The 24351-nt window shown below is 72.8% G+C and carries 15 protein-coding genes and 1 pseudogene; 12 read left to right on the top strand and 4 right to left on the bottom strand.

All coding sequences use genetic code 11. The annotated features are described in order from the left end of the window. Positions 1 to 26 precede the first annotated feature (26 nt). Positions 27 to 491 (top strand): hypothetical protein, encoded by a 465-nt coding sequence (locus tag ACE1OC_RS11860; RefSeq protein ID WP_407837001.1) that lies wholly within the window; start codon positions 27 to 29, stop codon positions 489 to 491. 151 nt (positions 492 to 642) lie between these two features. Continuing rightward, the gene (locus ACE1OC_RS11855) at positions 643 to 2445 is read left to right on the top strand and encodes a chitinase (RefSeq protein ID WP_407837000.1); all 1803 of its coding nucleotides are present in this window, start codon (positions 643 to 645) and stop codon (positions 2443 to 2445) included. Here ACE1OC_RS11855 and ACE1OC_RS11850 read toward each other — a convergent pair. The 4 genes from ACE1OC_RS11850 to gabT all read right to left on the bottom strand — a co-directional run bounded on the left by ACE1OC_RS11850 (position 2430) and on the right by gabT (position 8425). Continuing rightward, on the bottom strand, positions 2430 to 3701 hold the full coding sequence (locus ACE1OC_RS11850) for an McrC family protein (protein WP_407836999.1): 1272 nt from the start codon (positions 3699 to 3701) through the stop codon (positions 2430 to 2432). The genes ACE1OC_RS11855 and ACE1OC_RS11850 overlap by 16 nt on opposite strands. Further along, the gene (locus ACE1OC_RS11845) at positions 3685 to 6114 is read right to left on the bottom strand and encodes an AAA family ATPase (protein ID WP_407836998.1); all 2430 of its coding nucleotides are present in this window, start codon (positions 6112 to 6114) and stop codon (positions 3685 to 3687) included. Before ACE1OC_RS11845 ends, ACE1OC_RS11850 begins: the two co-directional genes overlap by 17 nt. Before the next feature lie 10 nt (positions 6115 to 6124). Further along, on the bottom strand, positions 6125 to 6637 hold the full coding sequence (locus tag ACE1OC_RS11840) for a phosphatase PAP2 family protein (RefSeq protein WP_407836997.1): 513 nt from the start codon (positions 6635 to 6637) through the stop codon (positions 6125 to 6127). A gap of 453 nt (positions 6638 to 7090) precedes the next feature. After that, positions 7091 to 8425, bottom strand: a complete 1335-nt coding sequence (gene gabT, locus ACE1OC_RS11835) for a 4-aminobutyrate--2-oxoglutarate transaminase (RefSeq protein WP_407836996.1) — start codon at positions 8423 to 8425, stop codon at positions 7091 to 7093. A gap of 250 nt (positions 8426 to 8675) precedes the next feature. Between gabT and ACE1OC_RS11830 the strand changes: the two genes are divergently transcribed. From ACE1OC_RS11830 to ACE1OC_RS11785, 10 genes and pseudogenes are all read left to right on the top strand, one after another. Then, a complete protein-coding gene (locus tag ACE1OC_RS11830; protein ID WP_407836995.1) occupies positions 8676 to 11105 on the top strand; it encodes an ATP/GTP-binding protein in 2430 nt (809 codons plus the stop codon). 180 nt (positions 11106 to 11285) lie between these two features. Then, positions 11286 to 12863: a PucR family transcriptional regulator gene (locus ACE1OC_RS11825; RefSeq protein WP_407836994.1), complete on the top strand. Its 1578-nt coding sequence runs from the start codon at positions 11286 to 11288 to the stop codon at positions 12861 to 12863. A gap of 594 nt (positions 12864 to 13457) precedes the next feature. Beyond that, complete coding sequence (locus tag ACE1OC_RS11820) at positions 13458 to 14903, top strand: aldehyde dehydrogenase family protein (protein WP_266904043.1); 1446 nt, start codon at positions 13458 to 13460, stop codon at positions 14901 to 14903. 117 nt (positions 14904 to 15020) lie between these two features. Further along, positions 15021 to 15811: pseudogene (locus ACE1OC_RS11815) on the top strand (thioesterase II family protein). Positions 15812 to 15910: 99 nt separating this feature from the next. Beyond that, positions 15911 to 17881: an acyl-CoA dehydrogenase family protein gene (locus tag ACE1OC_RS11810; protein ID WP_407836993.1), complete on the top strand. Its 1971-nt coding sequence runs from the start codon at positions 15911 to 15913 to the stop codon at positions 17879 to 17881. Positions 17882 to 17949: 68 nt separating this feature from the next. After that, positions 17950 to 19317: a hypothetical protein gene (locus ACE1OC_RS11805; protein ID WP_407836992.1), complete on the top strand. Its 1368-nt coding sequence runs from the start codon at positions 17950 to 17952 to the stop codon at positions 19315 to 19317. A 20-nt stretch (positions 19318 to 19337) separates the two neighbouring features. Beyond that, the gene (gene dxr, locus ACE1OC_RS11800; RefSeq protein WP_407836991.1) at positions 19338 to 20591 is read left to right on the top strand and encodes a 1-deoxy-D-xylulose-5-phosphate reductoisomerase; all 1254 of its coding nucleotides are present in this window, start codon (positions 19338 to 19340) and stop codon (positions 20589 to 20591) included. Beyond that, positions 20588 to 21889 (top strand): M50 family metallopeptidase, encoded by a 1302-nt coding sequence (locus ACE1OC_RS11795; RefSeq protein ID WP_407836990.1) that lies wholly within the window; start codon positions 20588 to 20590, stop codon positions 21887 to 21889. The genes dxr and ACE1OC_RS11795 overlap by 4 nt, the downstream gene beginning before the upstream one ends. Positions 21890 to 22086: 197 nt before the next feature. After that, entirely contained in the window at positions 22087 to 23244 is a 1158-nt protein-coding gene (gene ispG / locus ACE1OC_RS11790; RefSeq protein ID WP_250749283.1) for a flavodoxin-dependent (E)-4-hydroxy-3-methylbut-2-enyl-diphosphate synthase, read from the top strand. A 207-nt stretch (positions 23245 to 23451) separates the two neighbouring features. Further along, positions 23452 to 24297: a GNAT family N-acetyltransferase gene (locus ACE1OC_RS11785; protein ID WP_407836989.1), complete on the top strand. Its 846-nt coding sequence runs from the start codon at positions 23452 to 23454 to the stop codon at positions 24295 to 24297. Positions 24298 to 24351 lie beyond the last annotated feature (54 nt).

Below are 24351 nucleotides of genomic sequence, written 5' to 3'. Positions count from 1 at the left end.
CACCCACAGAGAGCGGAGGCCGGGCGATGACGATCCCGGGGGACAAGACGGCAGTGGAATGGCTGGTCTCGGTGGCGCCCGATCCGGACGCCTGCCGGTGGGAGTGGGAGCGCAACCCCCTCGGGGTCGCCCTGCTGCCCGCCGGCCGACGCTGGGACGTGCTGATCATGCCGGGGGAGCTGGGACACACCACCCTCGACGTACTGAACGCGCTGCTCGACCGGCCCGGCCCGGTGCTCGCCGATTTCGGCGACTCCCGGCTGGGCTTCTTCGTGCCTCCGGGCACGGCGTCCCGCTGGATCGGGACGGGCGTACGGGGAGCCGGGCACGGGACCTGGATCGTGGTCCCGTATCCAGGGCGGGCCACGGGCGGGGTCCGCTGGCTCGTGGTCCCGGACGGGCGGGGCACGCTCACCGATCCGGCGGTACTGGAGCTCGCGATGCACGAGGCGGCGGCCCGCGTCGTGGGGCGGGGAGGCCGGAAGTCTTGACAAGGGCATTGGTCTGGACCATCTTGGGCGCCGCTGCGCCTTCCCCCACCGCTTCCCCGCGCGCGGCCCGGCTCCATCCCCCCATGTACCGGAGGCAGTTGTGCGCCCCACCCGTCCTGGCGGCCCCACCCGCCCCGCCAGACCCACCGTCATGCGCTCCGTCCTGTCCCTCCTTACCGCCGCCGCCCTCGCGGCGGCCGGCCTCCTCGCCACCGGCCAGCCCGCCGCTGCCGCCGACGCCGACCTCATCCGCAACGGCGGCTTCGAAGCCGGCCTCGACGGCTGGAGCTGCTCGGCCGGCAGCGGAGCCGTCGTCAGCACCCCGGTCCACGGAGGCACTTCGGCCCTCAAGGGCACCCCGGCCGGGCAGGACAACGCCCGCTGCTCCCAGACCGTCACCGTCAAGCCCGACTCCGCCTACACGCTGAGCGCCTGGGTGCAGGGCGCGTACGTCTACCTCGGCGCGACCGGCACCGGGACCACGGACCCCCAGACCTGGACCCAGACCCCGGGTGCGTGGAAGCAGCTGAGCACGAGCTTCCGTACCGGCGCGGCCACCACCTCGGTGACCGTGTACACGCAGGGCTGGTACGGCCAGCCGCCGCAGTTCACCGACGACGTGACCCTCGTCGGCCCGGACCCCGGCGGCTCCGGCCCCGGCCCCCAGGTCCCTGCCGCCCCCGCCGGGCTCACCGCGTCCGCCACCTCCGCCACCACCGTCGGCCTCTCCTGGACGGCCGCGACCGGGGCCACCTCGTACAAGGTCTACCGGGACGGCGCGAACCCGACCACCGTCAGCGGCACGTCGGCGACGGTCACCGGGCTCACCGCCGCGACGACGTACTCCTTCCAGGTCAGCGCGGTGAACGCGGCCGGCGAATCCCCGAAGAGCGCCGCCGTCCCGGTGACCACGCCGAGCGGCCCGGGCAACCCCGGCCTGCCCGCCCACGCACTCGTCGGCTACCTGCACGCCAGCTTCGCCAACGGCTCCGGCTACGTCCGGATGGCCGACGTACCCGCCTCGTGGGACGTCATCAACCTGGCCTTCGGCGAACCCACCTCGGTGACCTCGGGCGACATCCGCTTCCAGCTCTGCCCGGTCAGCGAGTGCCCGACCGTCGAATCGGCCGCGGAGTTCAAGGCGGCCATCAAGGCCAAGCAGGCCGCCGGCAAGAAGGTCCTGATCTCGATCGGCGGCCAGAACGGCCAGGTCCAGCTGGGCACCACGGCCGCCCGTGACACCTTCGTCTCCTCGGTCGGCAAGATCATCGACGAGTACGGGCTCAACGGCCTCGACATCGACTTCGAGGGCCACTCCCTCTCCCTGGCCACGGGCGACACCGACTTCCGCGCCCCCACCACCCCGGTGATCGTCAACCTGATCTCGGCCGTGAAGACCCTGAAGGCCAAGTACGGCCCGGAGTTCATCCTGACGATGGCCCCCGAGACCTTCTTCGTCCAGCTCGGCTACCAGTACTACGGATCCGGCCCCTGGGGCGGCCAGGACCCGCGCGCCGGCGCCTACCTCCCGGTCATCCACGCCCTGCGCGACGACCTCACCCTGCTCCACGTCCAGGACTACAACTCGGGCTCGATCATGGGCCTCGACAACCAGTACCACTCCATGGGCGGAGCCGACTTCCACATCGCCATGACGGACATGCTGCTCACCGGCTTCCCCGTGGCCGGCAACACCTCCCGCGTCTTCCCCGCGCTGCGCGCCGACCAGGTCGCCATCGGCCTGCCGGCCACCACCAACGCGGGCAACGGCCACACCTCCCCGGCGGAGGTCAACAAGGCCCTGGACTGCCTGACGAAGAAGGTGAGCTGCGGCTCGTACCAGACCCACGGCACCTGGCCCGCCCTGCGCGGCCTGATGACCTGGTCGATCAACTGGGACCGCTTCGGCAGCTGGGAGTTCTCGAAGAACTTCGACGCCTACTTCGGCGGCTGACCGACGACCTCGTTCCACACCCGGGCCGCAGCTTCCAGGGGCTGCGGCCCAGCCAGTTCGTCCAGTACGGACCCCAGGTCCAGCGGTACGGACCGGACGCGTGCCGAGGTGGCGCCCGCGCGGTCCCGCACGGCCACGCGCACGCCCGAGGCACCCGGTCCGGCGGGATGCACCAGCACGCACTCGGCCGGGCTCCCCAGCGCGTGCGCGTAGAGGAAGGCCTGGTAGATGTCCTGCGTCGAGAGCTTCTTCCCCTCGTACAGCTTGTACTTCGCGTCCACCGGCAGCCGGAACGGCACCCCGCCGCGCACCCCGCGGACCAGCACGTCCGGCCGCACCTCGCTGTAGTGCTTCTCCGTGGCCTCGTCGACGAGCACCCGCCGCTGCGCCGACTGGCGGGTCACCATCAGCCCGCTGCCCGCCGCGCCGTCCTCGAGCAGCCGTGTCACGAAGTCCTCGAACAGCCCGTTCATGTCGACGAGGAAGGCGCGGGAGGCCAGCGGACCGGTGGTGAACAGCCCGTCGATCCCGCCGCCGGACAGCAGGAGCCGGGCCCACCGGTGAGCGGGCCGGTAGTGCTCGTTGTGCCGGTGGTAGGCCAGCGTGGAAACGGCCTGCCGCAGATCCCCGAGCGGGGTCGGCGCCAGCGGCCCGAACTGCGCGGCGGCCCGCCGGGCCCGGGCACGCACCTGGGCGGACCCGGCCGTGCGCGCGGCCCGTTCCACGGCCGCGGCGCACAGCCGGTTGTCGACGACGTCCGTGTCGTGCTCGTCGAAGCGGCACGCCAGCCGGTCCAGGCGCCCGTGATGGTGCAGCACCTGCCGGTCGGGCAGCAGCCGGCCCCGGACGACCGGCAGATCCTCCTCGCGGGTGACGTAGTCCTTGCGGACCCCGTGCCGCAGCAGCCGCTCGCAGTGCTCGGTGACCATCAGCGCGACGAGGTCGCGCAGGTCCGCGTCGCCCTCCGCGAACCACCGGCCGGCCTCCAGCGTCCGCACCCGGCCGCCCGCCGAGTACTCCAGCATCCGCAGCACGTCCAGGCTGCCGCCGAGGTGCTTCGGCAGGACCCGGATCTCGCACGCGTCGAGCCGCACGACCCCCACGTACGCCCTCGCCTCGACCTCCAGGCGGTCGCCGGCCAGCTCCCGGATCCGCAGCACCGGGTCCAGCGCGCCGTCCGCGAGCGTCCGGCGGTCGGCGTCGCTCAGCCGGACGCCGGGCAGGACCGCCCGGTCGTACTCACGCAGACAGAGCACCGGCGCCGACCTGGAACTCCTCGTACAGGCAGGCCACCAGCTTCTCGTCGGGCAGCTCCCGCAGGGTGTGCGAGACGGGGTCGACGAGGTCCTCGCCGAGGAAGGCCGTGAGCAGCCCGTAGTCGTCGTAGGCGTACTCCTGGAGGAGCGGCAGGATCTCGTCCCTGATCACGGAGGCCAGCTCCGCGGCGGTCGCGACGGGCTTGCCGCCGGGCAGGAAGAAGGCCTGGCCTATCTGCTTCTCCCGGTCCAGCTCCCGCCTGATCCGGTGGTTGAGCGCGTCGAGGAACACCCCGAGGTCGAGTTCCTCCACCGAGGAACCGCGCAACGGCCCCGCGTCGGGCAGTAGTTCGAGGAAGGCGAAGCGGCGCCGGACGGCCGAGTCGAGCTGCCGGATCGACCGGTCGGCGGTGTTCATGGTGCCGAGCAGCTGCACGTTGCGCGGGACGCAGAACGCCTCCTTGGACAGGGGGAGGGTGACGGCCATGCCCCGCTTGTCCTTCTCGATCACCGTGATCAGCTCCCCGAGGACCTTGGGGAGGTCGGCCCGGTTGAGTTCGTCCACGACGACCAGGTACGGATGGCCGGGGTCGGCGGCCGCCCTGGCGCACACCTCCTTGAACACGCCGGCGGTCGTTTCCAGCGAGAGGCCGGCGCTGCCCGGCCGCGGGCGCAGGCCCTCGATGAAGTCCTCGTACCCGTAGCCGGGGTGGAAGGTGACCAGGGTCAGCCGGCCCGCGGCGGTGAGGGCGCGCACGGTGTGCCCGAAGAGCTCGTCACCCGGCTCGGCGGCCGGATGCAGACCGGGCAGGTCGTCGGACAGCTCGCCGAGCCGACGGACCGCGAAGCGCAGGGCCTGGCGGGTCTTGCCGGTCCCGGGCGGACCGTAGAGGACCGCCTGGCCGCGCCGGTCCAGGGCGTCGGAGATCCGCCGGAGCCCGGCGTCGAGGGGCGGGAGCAGCTCGGTTTCCGCCTCCACGGCCTCCGGGGCGCTCGTGGTGCGCAGGGCCTGGATCTGCGTCCAGAGCTTGGGCCGGACATCGGTGACGAGCCACGGACCCCAGTCACCGACCGAAGGGTCGAGCACTCCGCCGTAGGTGCCGGCCCAGTCCACGGAGACGGTGTGCCGGTGACCGGTGAGGTCGGGGCGCCAGCGGTACCCCTCGCCGGTGACCTGGCCGACTCCGAGCACGGTGTCGCGGCCGGCCATGGCCACGACCCGGTCACCCGCGCGCAGCCCGATCAGATCCCACAGCCCGAGGTCGTCGGGGGAGAGGCCGGATCCGGGGACGCCGTCGGAGCCGGGGGCCTCGGCGGTCTCCTCCGGGCCGGCGAAGGCGTGCAGATCGCCGATCGCCTCGTGGCGGACGGCCAGATAGCCGCCCTCCAGGCACTGCGGCCACACCCGGACGCCGTCCTCGATCCCGACGCGGACGATGCGGGGAGCCACGCGCAGGGGCGCCCACCAGAGCAGGAACCGCAGAACCAGCTGGGGCGGCCAGTCCTTGGAGCCCTCCTGCTCCAGGAACAGCCGGCGCAGGGCCTCCTTGCGGGCGAACGGCCTGAGCCCGCCGTACGCGTCGCCGCCCGCGAGCGACAGGTAGTGACGGGTGAGGTGGTCGGCGTACACCGGCAGGATGGCGTCCGGCGCGTAGATCCGCAGCGTCTTGGCGACGACCGTGACGCCGGAGGCGATGGCCGCGATGTCGTCGATCTCCGCCACCCGGCCCGCCCGCGCCGCCTCGACCGCCTCGACGATGCCGGCCCGGACCGCCTCCCACGCCGTCGCGGCATCGGGGTACTTCGTGTCGTGCCACCAGACGCCGTCCCTGCGGCGGAAGACGAAGTGCTTGTACGCCGAACCGCCGGTGATGCTGCCGAGCGGTTTGCTGCCGTACTCCAGGTCCCGGCTGTAGAAGGGCCCGGGGAGCCCGGGCTGCTGCCCCAGTGCGTACCGGTCCAGGGACAGCGTCGGCCACTCCTCCCACGGGAACCGCTCGCGGAACCGCGCGGCCTCGCGGTCGGCGGCTTCCACCGCGGCGCCGTGCGCGTCGGGGTCGAAGGCGGCGAACGCGGAGTCGAGGGGCCAGTAGGGGAGGCTGTCCGCGTGGTCGTCGGTGACCGCCCGCAACGCGCACGAGCACACGCCGGTGAGCGGCTTGCCCACGCCGTTGACCAGCCCCCGGGAGGCGGCGAACGAGGCGGGATCGGAGGCGTCGAGGAGCCGGCGCCACAGCACCCCGTCGGGGTCGGGATGCGTCGGCAGGTCACCGGAGTCGGTGAGGTGCCAGCAGGACCTGCTGTGGTGGATCTTGACGCCGCTGCGGGGGAGGATCACCTCGCCCCCCGACGGGGTCAGTTCGTGGGCCCGTCCGCCGTACGTGACGGAGTACTTCAGCCGTTCCTGCGCCATGTCGCCGACCTTAGCGGGGGCGGCGGCGTCCGGTGGCCCGCTTCACCCCGAGCAGCAGGGGCGTGCACATCAGGAAGCTGGCCAGGACGTCCAGGGGCCAGTGGTAGCCGCGCAGGATCAGCCCCGTCGCCGTCAGGGCGGTGAGGGCGGCCGCGAGGAGGAAGGGCCAGCGGCCCCGGGTGTACGGGCGCACGAGGAGGGCGGCGCCCACGTACGCCACGTAGGCGGTGGCCGTGTGGCCCGAGGGGAAGTAGCCCGAGGCCCAGGGCTCCAGGGGGCCCGGCCGGGCGGTCCACTCCTTCAGCGGGACGATCAGGGCCGGCACCAGGACCATGGCCAGGGCTGCCGCCGCCGCGCCCCGTCGGTTGCCGCGCCGGGCGGCGTAGAGCACCGCGAGGAGCAGGACGGGGACCGCGACCGGGACGTTGCCGAAGTCGGAGAGACGCTGGGTGACCGCGTCGGGGACGGTGCGCACGAGCGCCCGGCTGAGGGCGGCGTCCGGGACCAGCAGGGGCCCGGACACGAGGACCTGCCAGGTGGTCAGGGCGAAGAGCGCTACGCAGAGTGCGGAGATCGCGCAGGCCGCGCGGCCCGGGGAGATCCCCGGACGGAGAGTGGCCGGCCGCCCCGGAACAGGGGGGGTGGTTCCGGGGCGGCCGCCCGGATCGGGTTGCCGGGCGCCCCGGGGGGTTTGGGGCGTGCGGCCGTCCGATCGGTGAGGAGTGTGCGCGAACGCATGCCCAGTGCGGCGCTGGGGAAGCCCGGTACTGGTGTCGCTTCCGGTTTCCCGGGAGCGGGGTGTCTCACTCATCTGCAGAAACCGTACGGCAGCGGAAGGGGGACCGACAGCGGGAAAACGCTCCCGCCATCGGCCCCCCACACCTTCTTCACAGTGCCCGACCGTTACCCGCGGTAGTGACCGCGCGGTGATCGAGGATCGCGTCCCCGCGTTCTAGCACCTGTGTCAGACGTTCGATCAGAGGGTGGCGAACGCGGCCTCGATGACGTCCAGGCCCTCGTTCAGCAGGTCCTCGCCGATGACGAGCGGCGGCAGGAAGCGGAGCACGTTGCCGTAGGTGCCGCAGGTGAGGACGAGGACGCCCTCGGCGTGGCAGGCCTTGGCGAGCGCGGCGGCCGCCTCCGGGTTCGGGGTCTTGGACGAGGGGTCCTTGACGAGCTCGATCGCGATCATGGCGCCGCGGCCGCGGATGTCGCCGACGATGTCGTACTTCTCCTGGATGGCCGTCAGACGGGCCTTCATGATGGACTCGATCTTCTTCGCCGCGGCGTTGAGGTCGAGCTCCTTCATGGTCTCGATGGAGCCGAGCGCACCGGCGCAGGCCACCGGGTTGCCGCCGTAGGTGCCGCCCAGGCCACCGCCGTGCACGGAGTCCATCATCTCGGCGCGGCCGGTCACCGCGGCGAGCGGCAGGCCGCCCGCGATGCCCTTGGCGGTCGTGATGAGGTCGGGGACGATGCCCTCGTCCTCGCACGCGAACCACTGGCCGGTGCGGCAGAAGCCGGACTGGATCTCGTCGGCGACGAAGACGATGCCGTTGTCGTTGGCGAACTTCACGATCGCCGGGAGGAAGCCCTTGGCCGGCTCGATGAAGCCGCCCTCGCCGAGGACCGGCTCGATGATGATCGCGGCGACGTTCTCGGCGCCGATCTGCTTCACGATGTTGTCGATCGCCTGCGCGGCGGCCTCGGGGCCGCAGTTCTCGGCGCCGGTCGGCCAGCGGTAGCCGTAGGCGACCGGGACGCGGTAGACCTCGGGGGCGAACGGGCCGAAGCCCTGCTTGTACGGCATGTTCTTCGAGGTCAGGGCCATCGTGAGGTTCGTACGGCCGTGGTAGCCGTGGTCGAAGACGACGACGGCCTGGCGCTTGGTGTACGAACGGGCGATCTTGACGGCGTTCTCGACGGCCTCGGCGCCGGAGTTGAACAGCGCCGACTTCTTCGCGTGGTCACCCGGGGTGAGCTCGGCGAGGGCCTCGCAGACCTCCACGTAGCCCTCGTAGGGGGTGACCATGAAACAGGTGTGGGTGAAGTCGGCGAGCTGCGCGGCGGCGCGGCGCACGACGGCCTCGGCGGAGGCGCCGACCGAGGTCACGGCGATGCCGGAACCGAAGTCGATCATGCGGTTGCCGTCGACGTCCTCGATGATGCCGCCGCCCGCGCGGGCCGTGAAGACGGGGAGCACGGAGCCCACGCCGCCGGCCACCGTCGACAGACGGCGGGCCTGCAGCTCCTGCGACTTGGGGCCGGGGATCGCGGTGACGATGCGGCGCTCCTGCGGGACAGCGGTCATAGGGGGCTCCTGGGGGGTGTTTTCGGACGCACTTGTGTCTTTGTCCGCAGGCTAGGCCCGGGAGGTGGGGTCCTGCATGCTCCGTTCGGGAGTGGTGCCCGCGTGTCCTTGTCCGTGACGGCCATAGGAAGGAATCCGCGCCTGTCTTGTGGATCATGACCGGGTACGGGCCGCGGGGCGGCGACGGCCACTAGATTGAGCGCGCAGCGCAGTGCACGCAGTGCGGTAACGGGCAGGGGGCAGAGGTTTCATGGACACCGACGGCACGCACGGCGGGGACCGCGGCAGTTACGGCGGCTCGCCCGATGTGGGGTCCGGCGGTCCCCACATCCCCCGGCCGGCCGGCCCGCCGCCCACGCCGCCGCGTCCGGTCCAGGCCCCGCCGCCGCCCGCGTACGCGCCGGGGAGCCCCGTCGCGGGCGTGACCACGGCTCCCGCGGCGACGCCCTTCACCGCGTGGCTGAACGCCCCGCGACCGGAGGCCAAGCCCGGCATCTGGCGCTACGCCTACACCCCGGCCGCACCGAAGCCGGATGCCAACGGCCGGTCGCTGATCACGCGGGTCGTGATCTCCTTCCTCGTCTTCTTCGTGTGCTGGCAGGCCTTCCTCGACGGGAACCTCCCCTTCCTCGGGGCTCCGCTCTACTACTTCACCCCCGACAGCTGGTGGGAGGGCGGCCTGATCAACGGCCCGATCGACCACCGGGGCCAGGCGGCCCTCGAGGTCTACGTGCTGCTGGTCACCGTGGGTCTGTGCATCGCATTCGCCAGGATGGGCGGCTGGCGGACCGCCTTCGACCAGCTGATCGCGGCCCGCGGCCCCTGGTACCGCGCGCTGGGCGCCGCGGTGGGAGCCTTCGCCGTGGTCCTGCTGATCCAGACCCAGACCCTGGTCGTCTACCCCCTCGTCTTCGGGCACCTGCCGTACGCGGAGCTCGGCGAAACGGGTGGCTCGGTGGTCACCAACGCCCTCTACGTGCTGATCTACGCCCCCGTCGTCGTCCTCTTCGCCCGCCTCGGCGGCTGGACCACCCTGCTGGCCGGCCTCCGGTCCTCGGCCCTTCCCGCCGATGCCCCGCAGGCCGTGAGCCCGGACGGCCCGGACTCGCCGGCCGGCTGGCCGCACCTGCGTGCCGCCGGGCTGGCGGAGACCGCGGACCGGCTGGCGGCAGAAGCCCGGCAGGGCCGGATGAACGACGTCGACCACGCACGGATCCGGCGGGCCTGGGAGACCGTGAAGGCCGACCCCTCGCGGCGCCCCGCCTTCGTGGAAGCCGTACGGGACAAGGGTGCGGCTGCCTGCGGCCACCCCTCGGGCGCCCGTGACCTGCCCGTCCGTACCGCCTCCCACGACCTGACCGTCGGGCAGGTCTGGCTCGGCAAGGTCACCGGTGCCGAGCCGAACCCCCACGAACGCCGCGGGACCGGGCTGGCCCTCGACCCCGGCGTGCTGGGCACGTCGGTCCTCGCCGTCGGCCCCTCGGGCTCGGGCAAGACGCACGGGCTGGTCAGGCCGGTCGTGGAGTCGCTCGCCCTCCAGGCGCTGGCCGGGCAGGCGGCCGTGATCGCCGTCGGCGCCGCCGGATCCCGGCTCGGACCCGACGACGCCTACGACATCGTGGTGCGCCCGGGTGACCCGGCATCCGTGCACGATCTCGACCTCTACGGCGGAACCGGCGACTCCGACGAGGCGGCTTCCTTCCTCGCCGAAGCATTCGTGGGCGACCTGCCGGGCGTCGACGTACGCCGGGCGGCCACGGCGCTCGCCCAGATCCTCGGCCCGTTCCGTGCCGCGTACGGCCGCTTCCCGACCGTGCCCGAGCTGCGCGCCCTGCTCGAGCAGCTGCCTGCGGCGCTCGCGGCGCTGCGCCACGAGCTCGAGGGCTCCGGGCAACAGGGCATGCTGCGCGAGCTCGATGCCCGGGCGCGGCAGCACGCCGTCCACGGCGACCCGGGACCGGTTCTCGCCGACCGGGCGGCGCTGCTCGACCGGCCGGCGTTCCACGGCTTCTTCGACACCACCGGCGGCGGGCGGCCCTTCTCCCTCCGCGCCCTGGGACACCCGGTCCGGGTGCGCGTGGACCTCCCCGAGCGCGGCCATCCGGACGCCTCCCGGCTGCTGGCCCGGCTGCTCCTCGCCCAGTTCAACGCGGCGGCCGCGGCCCGCGCGGACCGCTCCCTGTTCGCCTTCCTGGCCCTCGACGACGCCTCGCACACCCTCACCGCCGAGGCCGTACGAAGCATGCAGGGGCTCCGATCGGCCAACGCGGGCGTTCTCCTGGCGCTGCGCTCCCTGGACGACGTGCCCGAAGGGCTGCGCACCCCGCTCCTCGGAACGGTCGGCTGCCGGATGGCCTTCTCCGGGGTCACCACGTGGGACGGCAAGTGGTTCGCCGACGCCTGGGGAACCGAGCTGGTCGAGACGCGGGACGTCACGAGCCGCACGGTCTACGCCGACCAGCCCTTCACCCGCGCCGTGCACGCGGTACGCAAGGTGATCACCGGCAAGGCGGTCACCACGGACGCGGTCACCGTGCGGCAGGTGGAGCGGGAGCGCTGGTCGGCCTCCGCCCTCGCCAACACCGTGCCCCCCGGCCACGCCGTGCTCTCCCTGACCTCCGTCCGCGGCGAGCGGGCCGCCCCGCTGCTGGTGCGGCTCGGGGGGCAGGGGCAGGGCTGAGGGCCGGGAGGGGGTCGGGAGGGGGACGGCGACCGGAGGGAGCGAATCCGTACGGGGTGGCAGAATCAAGGGAGCCGTTCGTACGACACGGCGAAAACCGCGGGGGTGGTCCACGGCGAGAATCCTCCGTCGGCACCTCGCCGCCGCACCCCCTCCTCTCCCTAAGGCGCCCCGGTACCCATGCCGCTCACCCTCGCCTCGCTCGTCCAGCACTCGGCGCTCAAACTCAGCGTCCGGGCCGGGGAGGGCCGCCTCGACACCCCCGTGCGCTGGGCCCACGTCAGTGAGCTCGCCGACCCCGTGCCGTACATGGAGGGCGGGGAGCTCCTCCTCATCACCGCGATGAAGCTGGACGCGGAGGACCCCGAGGAGATGCGGCGCTACGTACGCAGGCTCGCGGCGGCCGGGGTCGTCGGCATCGGCTTCGCCATCGGCGTGAACTACGACGCCGTGCCCGAGGCGCTCGTGGAAGCCGCCACCGCCGAGGACCTGCCGCTGCTGGAGGTGCCCCGGCGCACCCCGTTCCTCGCCATCAGCAAGGCCGTCTCCGCCGCCCTCGCCGCCGACCAGTACCGGGCCGTGACCGCGGGCTTCGAGGCGCAGCGCGAGCTGACCCGGGCCGCGCTGTCCGCCGACGGGCCCGCCGAACTGCTGACGAAGCTCGCGGCGCACGTGCACGGCTGGGCCGCCCTGTACGACACCTCGGGCGCCGTCGTCGCGGCCGCCCCCGACTGGGCCGCGCGCCGGGCCGCCCGGCTCACCCCCGACGTGGAACGGCTGCGGGAGCGGCCGGCCCCGGCCAGCGCCGTGGTCGGCGGCTCCGAGGACCGGGTGGAACTCCAGTCGCTGGGCACGGGGCGGCGGGCGCGCGGAGCCCTCGCCGTCGGTACCGGGGCCCCGCTCGGCACGGCGGAGCGGTACGCCGTCCACTCCGCGGTGGCCCTGCTGACCCTCACCACCGAACGCTCCCGCTCCCTGCACGACGCGGAGTCCCGGCTCGGCGCCGCCGTGCTGCGCATGCTGCTCGCCGGCCAGGCGGAGCACGCCCAGGCCGTGGCCGGGGACCTGTACGGGGCCCTGCTCGACGCCCCGTTCCGGATCCTCGTGGCGGAACCCGCCCTGGCGGGCACGGCCCAGCCGGAGGGACTGGCGCTGCTCGCCGACGCCGTGGAATCGGCGGCGGCGCGCACGGGGGAGACCCTGCTGGTGGTGCCGGAGCCCGGCCGGCTCGTGGTCCTGGCGGCCGACGGGGGCTCGGCGGTGCAGGCCTGCGTGGAACACGCGGAGGTCCTGGAATCGCGCCGCGGCCGGGAGTCGGCCGAACCGGAGCCCGACGAGCTGGTCCTCGGCCTGTCGGCGCCCGCGGCGGCCTCCGGCGTGGCGGCGGCCTTCAAACAGGCCGACCAGGCCCTGGCCGTGGCCCGGCGGCGCGGCCGCCCCCTGGTCGAGCACGAGGACCTGGCCGCGGGCTCGGTCCTCCCCCTCCTCGCCGACGACGCGGTACGGGCCTTCGCGGACGGCACGCTGCGGGCGCTGCGCGAGCACGACGAGAAGGGCCGGGGCGACCTGGTGGCCTCCCTCCAGGCCTGGCTCTCCCGCCACGGCCAGTGGGACGCGGCCGCCGCAGACCTGGGCGTCCACCGGCACACCCTGCGCTACCGCATGCGCCGCGTGGAGGAGATCCTCGGCCGCTCCCTGGACGACCCGGACGTCCGCATGGAGCTGTGGCTCGCCCTGAAGGCCACCGCGCCTTCTTGACGCACTCCTCGCACCGCTGCGCGGGCTTCGTCGCGCTGCGCCGGACTCCGTCCGGCGGTGGCGTGGGCCCGGTGGGCGGGTGCGGGTGGGTCAGCCCTGCGGGGCGGGGTCCCCTACCCGCCCTTCCACCGTTCCCCGGGCTGCGCCCGGACCCGTTGCCGGGGACCAGTCCCCGGGCCCCTGCTCCTCAAACGCCGGAGGGGCTGGATAGACCAGCCTCGCCGGCGTTTGAGGCGCGGGGTCTGGGGCGGAGCCCCAGGAGGGTTCCGGGCGCAGCCCGGGGAACGGGCGAAGGGCGGGTAGGGGACTCCGCCCCGCGCAGCGGCCCCCTCCGGCGCAGCCGGACCCGCCCACGGCGCAGCCGAGCCCACCCTCCGGCGCAGGGGGGCCACCCATGGCGCAGCCGGGGCCGCCCGGGGCCCCGTACGAGCCCCCGGCGGGGCCCCGCACGGGCGGCGGCCGCCCCGACACTGACAAAGCGGCGCGCCGCGCCACGCACGTACTCCACCCCGGACAAACGCCGAAACCCCGCCGGAGTCCTACGGTGGAGGGGACAAGGACCCACCGCACACACTCCGAAGGGCCGGGATCAGCATGACTTCCACCCACGCCTTCTGGCTCGCCGGCCGCCAGGCCACGGGCGACGACAGCTTCGACGTCCACTCCCCGTGGGACGGCCGCCTCGTCGGTACCGTGAGCGTCCCGACCGACGCCCAGGTCGAAGAGGCCGTGGCCGCCGCGTACGCCGTGACCGCGGAGTTCTCCGCCACCCCGGCCCACGTACGCGCCGAGGCCCTGGCCCATGTCGCCCGCCGGCTCGCCGAGCGCACCGAGGAGATCGCCCTGCTGATCTCCGCCGAGAACGGCAAGCCGATCAAGTGGGCCCGCGGTGAGGTCGGCCGTGCGGTGTCCGTGTTCCGCTTCGCCTCCGAAGAGGCCCGCCGCTTCAACGGCGGAGAGGCCCAGCGCCTGGACACCGACGCCGGCGGCGTCGGCCGCCTGGCCCTGACCCGCCGCTTCGTCAAGGGTCCGGTCCTCGGCATCGCGCCCTTCAACTTCCCGCTGAACCTGTGCGCCCACAAGGTGGCCCCCGCCATCGCCGTCGGCGCGCCGATCATCCTGAAGCCGGCCCCGGCCACCCCGCTCTCGGGTCTGATCCTCGGCGAGCTGCTCGCCGAGACCGACCTGCCGGCCGGTTCCTGGTCCGTGCTCCCCGTCGCCAACGACAAGATGCCGGAGCTGGTCAAGGACGAGCGCCTGCCCGTCATCTCCTTCACCGGTTCCGACAAGGTCGGCTACGCCATCCAGCAGGCCGTGCCCCACAAGCACTGCACCCTGGAGCTCGGCGGCAACGCCGCGGCCGTGGTCCTGGAGGACTGGTCCTCCGAGGCCGACCTCGACTGGGCCGCGACCCGCATCGCGACCTTCTCGAACTACCAGGCCGGCCAGTCCTGCATCGGCGTGCAGCGCGTGATCGCCGACGCGACGGTCTACGACCGCCTCGTCGAGAAGGTCGTCGCCAAGGTCCGCGAGCAGGTCACCGGCGACCCGAACGACTCCGCCACCGACGTCGGCCCCCTCGTCTCCGAGGACGCCGCCAAGCGGGTCGAGTCCTGGGTCGACGAGGCCGTGTCCGCCGGAGCCAAGCTGCTCACGGGCGGCAAGCGCGAGGGTGCCTCGTACGAGCCCACCGTCGTCGCGGAGGTGCCCGAGGGCGTCACCCTCGCCACCGAGGAGGTCTTCGGACCGGTCCTCACCCTGCGCCGGGTCGAGAACACCGACGAGGCCTTCGCCGCCGTCAACGACTCGAAGTTCGGTCTGCAGGCCGGCGTCTTCACGCGGAACATCCAGACCGCGTTCCGCGCCCACCGCGAGCTGGAGGTCGGCGGCGTGATCGTCGGCGACGTCCCGTCCTACCGTGCCGACCAGATGCCGTACGGCGGCGTCAAGCAGTCCGGTGTGGGCCGCGAGGGCGTGCGCTACGCCATGGACGACTACACCTACGAGCGGGTCCTGGTCCTCAGCGGCCTCGACATCTGACCGAACTCGTACGGCCACCAAGCCGACGGCCGGAGCCTACTGTGCGGGGGCTCCGGCCGTCTCCTTTTGCCGTGGGGCCCCCGGGCCCACCGGCCGCGGCCCCCGTGTGGCAGGGTCGTGAGCGCCCAGGTCAGCGGCTGCGCAACGCTGGGCGAGACGATCCTCGGCCGACGAATCGAGTCGCACGTGTCCTACCTGGTCCGCCACCGCCCCATCGCCGCCCCCTCCCTGCGCCTCGTGTGCTTCCCCCACGCGGGCGGCGGCGCGAACTTCTTCCGTGACTGGCACCGGCACCTGGAGCCTTCGGTCGACGTCGTGGCCGTGCGGTACCCGGGGCGCGAGAACCGCATCGACGACCGCTGATCCCGACGATGGACGCGCTGTCGCCGCGGATCGCCGAGGAACTCCTGGCCGAATCTCCCGTGCCCACGGTGCTCTTCGGCCACAGCATGGGAGCGGCCGTGGCGTACGAGACCCTCCTGCGCCTCGAAGCCGCGGGGGCGGACCACGTCACGCGCCTGTGCGTCTCGGGCCGCGCGCTCGCGCGGCCCGCCGCCCCGGCCGCGCCGCGCACGGACGAGGACCTGATCCGGGCCGTCACCTCGCTGGGCGGACCCCACGTGCAGATCTGGCAGGACCCGGACCTGCGCGAGCTGTTCCTGCCGATCGTGCGCAACGACTTCCACCTGATCGACACCTACCGTCGCCGCGAGGAGTCTCCGCTGCTGCGCGCGGGCGTCATGGCCCTCACGGGTGACCGCGACCCCCGTGTCACCGCAGGGGCACGGGAATGGTCGACGGTCACCACGGGCGCCTTCTCTTCCCACGTCTTCGAGGGAGACCACTTCTACCTCGTCCCCCATGCGGAGCAGGTCGTCCGTCTGGCCGTGGCCCGTCAGGATGCCTGAGATCCCGAGAGAGCTTCCCCGCCGCCCCGAACGGGTACGACTCACTGGTAGCACCGACCGGTAAGCACCCCCTCTCTCGGCGGCGAGGTGAGCCCGCTCATGTCCGCAACACAGCCCGCACAGCCCGTCCCGCCCGCACAGCCCGCACAGCCCAAGGTGACCGAGCGCGAGGCACGGCAGGTCGCGGAAGCGGCCCGGGAACAGAACTGGCAGCGGCCGAGCTTCGCCAAGGAGCTGTTCCTCGGGCGGTTCCGGCTGGACCTGATCCACCCCCACCCGCTCCCCGCCGAGGAGGACGTCCGGCGCGGAGAGGCCTTCCTGGCCCGGATGCGGGAGTTCTGCGAGACCTCCGTCGACGGAGCGCGCATCGAGCGCGAGGCGAAGATCCCCGACGAGACCGTGCGCGGGCTCAAGGAGCTCGGCGCGCTCGGCATGAAGATCGACCCGAAGTACGGGGGCCTGGGCCTCACCCAGGTGTACTACAACAAGGCGCTCGCCCTCGTCGGCTCCGTCAGCCCGGCGATCGGCGCCCTGCTCTCCGCCCACCAGTCGATCGGCGTGCCCCAGCCGCTGAAGATGTTCGGCACCCAGGAGCAGAAGGACGCCTACCTGCCGCGCTGCGCGACCACCGCCATCAGCGCCTTCCTCCTCACCGAGCCGGACGTCGGCTCCGACCCGGCGCGCCTGGCCACCACGGCGGTCCCGGACGGGGAGGACGCGTACGTCCTGGACGGCGTGAAGCTCTGGACCACCAACGGGGTCGTCGCCGATCTGCTCGTCGTCATGGCCCGGGTCCCCAAGAGCGAGAACCACCGCGGCGGGATCACCGCCTTCGTCGTCGAGGCCGACTCGCCGGGCATCACCGTCGAGCACCGCAACGCCTTCATGGGCCTGCGCGGACTGGAGAACGGCGTCACCCGCTTCCATCAGGTCAGAGTCCCCGCCGCCCAGCGCATCGGCGCCGAGGGCGCCGGGCTGAAGATCGCGCTGACCACGCTGAACACCGGCCGGCTGTCGCTGCCCGCCATGTGCGTGGGCGCGGGGAAATGGTGCCTGAAGATCGCCCGCGAATGGTCCGGCGTACGCGAACAGTGGGGGCGGCCCGTCGCCAAGCACGAGGCCGTCGGCGCGAAGATCTCCTTCATCGCGGCCACCACCTTCGCCCTGGAGGCCGTGGTCGACCTGGCCTCCCAGATGGCCGACGAGGACCGCAACGACATCCGCATCGAAGCCGCCCTCGCCAAGCTCTACGGCTCCGAGATGGCCTGCCTGATGGCCGACGAGCTGGTCCAGATCCGCGGCGGACGCGGCTTCGAGACCGCCGAGTCCCTCGCGGCCCGCGGCGAGCGGGCCGTCCCGGCCGAGCAGATGCTCCGCGACCTGCGCATCAACCGGATCTTCGAGGGATCCACCGAGATCATGCACCTGCTGATCGCCCGCGAGGCCGTGGACGCCCACCTGTCGGTGGCCGGCGACCTCATCGACCCGGAGAAGGCCCTGGGCGACAAGGCGAAGGCGGGCGCCCGCGCCGCCGGGTTCTACGCCCGCTGGCTGCCGCAGCTCGCCACCGGCGCCGGCCAGGTCCCCGGCACCTACCGGGCCTTCCACCCGAGCGGCCACCCCGACCTCGCCACCCATCTGCGCTACGTCGAACGCGGGTCGCGCAAACTGGCCCGCTCGACCTTCTACGCGATGTCCCGCTGGCAGGGCCGGATGGAGACCAAGCAGGGGTTCCTCGGCCGGATCGTCGACATCGGCGCCGAGCTCTTCGCGATGAGCGCGGCCTGCGTCCGCGCCGAGCACCTGCGGGCCTCCGGCGAGCACGGCCGCGAGGCCTACCAGCTGGCCGACGCCTTCTGCCGGCAGTCCCGGCTCCGCGTGGAGGAGCTCTTCGGGCGGCTCTGGGACAACACCGACGACCTGGACCGCAAGGTCGTGGCCGGCGTCCTGTCCGGCACCTACACCTGGCTGGAGGAGGGCATCCTCGACCCCTCCGGCGACGGCCCGTGGATCGCCGACGCCGCCCCCGGCCCCTCAACCCGCGAAAACGTCCACCGGCCGCTGCGCTGACCTGCAATCATCGCCGGACGTCGGAGAGACGTACGAGGATGAGTACGAGTACGGGTACGAGCACGGGCATGAGTACGGGTACGCGTACCGAGCACAGCGCGAGGCGGACGAGAACGATGCCGACGGCCGAGGAAGACCGCACCAGCCGACGGCTGGCCTGGTGCGTGGCGCACCTGCTGCGCCACGCACCGGACCACGTCGTCACCGACATGATCGGCCGGCTCGACGAGCCCGCCTTCAAGTACCTGTGCCGGGACGAATGGCTGTCGGCCTCGACCGTCACCCTGCTGCTCCGCCACGGAAGCGCGGCCGACCGGACCTACGTCGCCCGCAACCCCCGCGTCGTCGGCAGGCCGCTGCCCGGCCTGCCCGGGCCCGCCCGGTACGCCCGCCGCCGGACCCCGCCGGAACTCCTGCCGGTGCTCCGCACCGAGCTCGGCCGCGATCCCGGCGAGGGGCCGCTCACCGCGCCCGAGCTCATAGGCCTGCTCCGCCGGCACGGCCGGCGCGGGCCGCGGGTCCCGCTGGACATCCTGACGCTCCGCCACCACCCGGACCCGGAGCTGCTGCTCGCCGAACACCTCCGCCGGCCGCTGCCGGCCGGCTCCGTCGAAGCCCTGCTGCTCGTCGAGGACCTGCCCCGGGAGACCGTCCACGGCCTGCTCACCACCGCGGCGGCGGACGAGCCCTCCTGGCACCGGCCCGCCGTCCGTGCCGTGCGGATGGGCCGGGTCACGCACGAGGAGCTCGTCGCCCACGTGGCCCCCGCGCACCGCACCCTGCTGCTCACCGACCTGACCGGGGCCCGCGGCCTGCGCTGGACCCTGCCCGAGCGGACGGGCATGCGCACGGCCGTCGCCCGGGCGCTGCGCCCCCTGCGCGACGACCCCCGGCTCTGGGCGGAACTGCTGCGCCACGCCCCCGCCTTCTCCGGCACCCTGCCGGTCCTGGTGGCCCGGATCGTGCGCGGCACCCTGCCGGAGCCGGCCGCGGGACCACCGGTCCCCGGGCTCGCCGAGGCGGTGCGCTCCGTGGCGCCCGGGCCCGCCGAGCCCGTCGCGGGCGTGGACCGCGAACTGGCCCTGGCCAGCCTCGCCGTGCCCATGGAGTCCGGCCAGGAGGACATCCGGTGGGTGCGCGACTGCCTCGCCCGCGGGCTCCTCACCGGCGAGGACGTGATCCGGCACAAGGCGCCCGCCTGCTGGGCCCTGGACGAGGACCACTGGCTGGGTGAGGTCGACCACCCCGACCGCCACGAGCCGCCCGCCCCGGTGCTCGCCGCACGGGCCGAGGCAGACCGGCTGTTCGCGCTGGCCCTCGGCTCCGATCCGGACGCCTGGTGGCGGGTGGCCCATGCCCTCCCGGACTTCGCCGGGACGCTCCCGCACCTTCTCCTTCGGGTAACGGAGGGGGGCTCCGTGTCCGGGCGCCCCTGAGTTGCGGCAACAATGGGTCCATGAGCGACCGCCCATCCCCCCTTGCCGATCCGCACGTCCTCTTCGACCCCGCGGCCGGCCGTCGGGACATCGTCATCCTCGGCTCCACCGGGTCCATCGGGACCCAGGCCATCGACCTCGCCGTGCGCCACCCGGACCGGTTCCGGGTCACGGCCCTGTCCGCCGCCGGCGGCCGGGTCGCGCTGCTGGCCGAGCAGGCCAGGCTGCTGCGGGTGAACACCGTGGCCGTCGCGCGCGAAGACGTCGTACCGGCCCTCAAGGAGGCGCTGGACGCCGAGTACGGCGCCGGTGAGCCGCTGCCCGAGATCCTCGTCGGCCCGGACGCCGCCACCGAACTCGCCGCCTCCGAGTGCCACACCGTGCTCAACGGCATCACCGGTTCCATCGGCCTCGCTCCCACCCTCGCCGCGCTGCGCGCCGGGCGGACCCTGGCCCTCGCGAACAAGGAATCGCTGATCGTCGGCGGCCCGCTGGTGAAGGCCCTGGCGAAGCCGGGCCAGATCATTCCGGTCGACTCCGAGCACGCGGCGCTCTTCCAGGCCCTGGCCGCGGGCACCCGCGCCGAGGTGCGCAAGCTCGTGGTCACCGCCTCCGGCGGGCCCTTCCGCGGCCGCACCCGCGCCGAGCTGGCCTCGGTCACGGTGGAGGACGCCCTGGCCCACCCGACCTGGGCGATGGGCCCGGTGATCACCGTCAACTCGGCGACCCTGGTCAACAAGGGCCTGGAGGTCATCGAGGCGCACCTGCTCTACGACATCCCCTTCGAGCGGATCGAGGTCGTGGTCCACCCGCAGTCGTACGTGCACTCCATGGTGGAGTTCACGGACGGCTCCACGCTGGCCCAGGCCACCCCGCCGGACATGCGCGGCCCGATCGCGATCGGCCTCGGCTGGCCCCAGCGGGTCCCGGACGCGTCCACCGCCTTCGACTGGACCAAGGCCTCCACCTGGGAGTTCTTCCCGCTGGACACCGAGGCCTTCCCGTCGGTGGGCCTGGCCCGGCACGTCGGCACCCTGGGCGGTACCGTGCCCGCCGTGTTCAATGCGGCGAACGAGGAGTGCGTAGAGGCGTTCCTGGCCGGTCGGCTCCCGTTCACAGCAATCATGGATACGGTCTCTGCCGTGGTCGATGAACACGGGACCCCGGCCAAGGGAACTTCCCTCACGGTCGCGGACGTCCTTGAAGCGGAGACCTGGGCCAGGGCCCGGGCACAGGAGATGGCGGCACGGGCCGCCCTGGAGGCGCGCGCATGACCGTACTGCTGACCTTGATCGGCGTGCTCGTCTTCGTGGTGGGGCTGCTCTTCTCCATCGCCTGGCACGAGCTCGGCCACCTCTCCACGGCCAAGCTCTTCGGCATCCGCGTGCCCCAGTACATGGTCGGTTTCGGGCGGACCATCTGGTCGCGCAAGAAGGGCGACACCGAGTACGGGCTCAAGGCCATCCCGATGGGCGGCTACATCCGCATGATCGGGATGTTCCCGCCGGGCGAGGACGGAAAGGTCACCGCCCGCTCCACGTCGCCGTTCCGCTCGATGATCGAGGACGCGCGCTCGGCGGCGTACGAGGAACTGCAGCCGGGCGACGAATCGCGGCTCTTCTACACGCGCAAGCCGTGGAAGCGCGTGATCGTGATGTTCGCGGGACCGTTCATGAACCTGGTCCTGGCGATGGCGATCTTCTTCGGCGTGTGGATGACCTTCGGGGTCCAGCAGACGACCACCCAGGTCCAGACCGTCACCGACTGCGTGATCAAGCAGAGCGAGAACCGCGACGCCTGCCGGGCGGGCGACCCGGCGGCCCCGGGCAAGGCCGCCGGCCTGGAGGTCGGCGACAAGATCGTGGCCTTCCAGGGCAAGCCGGTCGAGGACTGGGACACCCTCCAGAAGAACATCCGGGGCACCATCGGACCCGCCACCCTCACCGTCCTGCGCGACGGGCAGAAGGTCACCCTCCACGCGAACCTCGTGGAGAACCGCGTGGGCAAGACCGACGGCCACGGCGGCTACGTCAAGGGCGAGTACGTCTCGGCCGGCTACCTCGGCGTCGGCCCGAAGTCCGTGATCGCCCCGCTCACCTTCGCCCAGTCCGCGGACCGGGTCGGCGAGGTCGTCCAGAGCAGCGTGCAGGGTCTGGCCCAGCTCCCCGGCAAGATCCCGGCCCTGTGGAACTCGGTCTTCAACGGAGCCGAGCGCGAGCCCGACTCCCCGATGGGCATCGTCGGCGCGGCCCGGATCAACGGGGAGATCGCGGCCCTGGACATTCCGAGCGAGCAGCGGATGTCGATCATGCTGAACGTCCTGGGCATGTTCAACCTCTCCCTCTTCCTGTTCAACATGCTGCCCCTGCTGCCCCTGGACGGCGGGCACATCGCGGGCGCCCTGTGGGAGTCGGTGCGCAGGGCCTTCGCCCGGATCTTCCGGCGCGCCGACCCGGGCCCGTTCGACGTGGCGAAGCTGATGCCCGCCGCGTACGTGGTGGCCGGAGTTTTCCTCTGTTTCACCTTGCTGGTACTGGCCGCAGACGTGGTCAATCCCATTAAAATCACCTGATCGAAAGATCGGCGCGGCCTCGTACGGGCCATCCGTACTCCACGCGAACCGGAGCCGGGCACTCTTCGTGCCCGGCTCCCTACGTTCGAGTGGCACGCGACCGGTGATGCACGAGAGGCGTGCCGGTTGGCGTAATCTCGGGGGTTGGAGCCCGCCGATCCCCGGCACCTAATCCACACCTTGGGGTTGCACAGCAGATGACTGCCATCTCTCTCGGAATGCCCGCCGTACCGACGAAGCTGGCCGAGCGCAGGTTCAGCCGCAAGATCCAGGTCGGCTCGGTCGCCGTCGGCGGGGACGCCCAGATCTCCGTGCAGTCGATGACCACCACCAGGACCTCCGACATCGGGGCCACGCTCCAGCAGATCGCGGAGCTGACCGCGTCCGGCTGTGACATCGTCCGCGTGGCCTGCCCGACGCAGGACGACGCCGACGCGCTCGCGGTGATCGCGAAGAAGTCGAACATCCCGGTCATCGCCGACATCCACTTCCAGCCGAAGTACGTGTTCGCCGCGATCGACGCGGGCTGCGCCGCCGTCCGCGTGAACCCGGGCAACATCAAGCAGTTCGACGACAAGGTCAAGGAGATCGCGCGGGCCGCCAAGGACGCCGGCACTCCCATCCGGATCGGCGTCAACGCCGGCTCGCTCGACGCGCGACTGCTGAAGAAGTACGGCAAGGCCACGCCCGAGGCGCTGGTCGAGTCCGCGCTGTGGGAGGCCTCCCTCTTCGAGGAGCACGGCTTCAGCGACATCAAGATCTCGGTCAAGCACAACGACCCGGTGGTCATGGTCAACGCCTACCGCCAGCTCGCCGCCCAGTGCACCTACCCGCTGCACCTCGGCGTCACCGAGGCCGGCCCGGCGTTCCAGGGCACGATCAAGTCCGCCGTCGCCTTCGGCGCGCTGCTCTCCGAGGGCATCGGCGACACGATCCGCGTCTCCCTGTCGGCCCCGCCGGTGGAGGAGATCAAGGTCGGCATCCAGATCCTGGAGTCGCTGAACCTCAAGCCGCGCCGCCTGGAGATCGTCTCCTGCCCGTCCTGCGGGCGCGCCCAGGTGGACGTCTACAAGCTGGCCGAGGAGGTCACGGCGGGCCTGGAGGGCATGGAGGTCCCGCTGCGCGTCGCGGTCATGGGCTGCGTCGTCAACGGCCCCGGCGAGGCCCGTGAGGCCGACCTTGGCGTCGCCTCCGGCAACGGCAAGGGCCAGATCTTCGTCAAGGGCGAGGTCATCAAGACCGTTCCCGAGTCGAAGATCGTCGAGACGCTCATCGAAGAGGCGATGAAGATCGCCGAGCAGATGGAGAAGGACGGCGTGATGTCGGGCGAGCCGACCGTCGCGATCGGCGTCTAGTCTCCCGCCGGTATTTCCCGCTGGTCTCGAGTGACGGGCCCGGAGCCGCAGGTGCGGCTCCGGGCCCGTCCGCATGCGGGCCTCCGGGCGCCACGGCCGCCCCGGAGGCGACGACCGCCCCGGAGGCGCCCCGAGGGCCCTCGGGGGCATCTCGGAGCCGCTCCGGGTACAGTGCGGAGATCAGCAGACTTGCATGGTGAGGCCCCAGTGTTGACGCAGACCACCACCCGGGTCCTTGAGCCCAGTGATCTCGACGCCGCGCTCGACATCCTCGGCCGCGAGCCGGTCGAGAACGCGTTCGTCACCTCCCGGGTCCAGGTCGCCGGGCTCGACCCGTGGCGCCTGGGCGGCGAGATGTGGGGCTGGTACGCAGACGGCGAGCTCCGCTCGCTCTGCTACGCCGGCGCCAACCTGGTGCCCGTCGGCGCCGGTCCCGACGCGGTACGGGCCTTCGCCGACCGCGCCCGGCGCACCGGCCGCCGCTGTTCCTCCATCGTCGGCCCCGCCGAGGCCACGGGCCTGCTCTGGCAGCTCCTGGAGCCGAGCTGGGGCCCGGCCCGCGACGTCCGCTCCCACCAGCCCCTCATGGTCATGGAGCAGCCGTCCACCGCGGTGACCGCCGACCCCCGGGTGCGCCGGATCCGCAAGGACGAGATGGACCTGATCATGCCCGCCTGCGTGGCCATGTTCACCGAGGAGGTCGGCATCTCCCCGATGACGGGCGACGGCGGCCTGCTCTACCAGGCCCGGGTCGCCGAGCTGGTCGCCAGTGGGCGTTCCTTCGCCCGCATCGAGGACGGCAAGGTCGTCTTCAAGGCCGAGATCGGCGCCGCGACCTCCCGCGCCTGCCAGATCCAGGGCGTCTGGGTGGCCCCCGAGTTCCGCGGCCGCGGACACTCCGAGACCGGGATGGCCGCCGTCGTCGCGTACGCGCTCCGGGACGTGGCCCCCGTGGTCAGCCTCTACGTCAACGACTTCAACACCGCCGCACGGGCCTCCTACCGCCGGGTCGGCTTCCGCGAGGTCGGAGCGTTCATGAGCGTGCTGTTCTGAGCGTCCCGTTCCGATCTTCCTGTTCGACCGCGCGGTCGGCCAGTAAGGTCGCCG

Source organism: Streptomyces stoeckheimensis (assembly GCF_045822005.1).
Taxonomy (GTDB): Bacteria; Actinomycetota; Actinomycetes; order Streptomycetales; family Streptomycetaceae; genus Streptomyces; species Streptomyces stoeckheimensis.
This window is presented reverse-complemented; position numbering and strand designations above follow the sequence as displayed.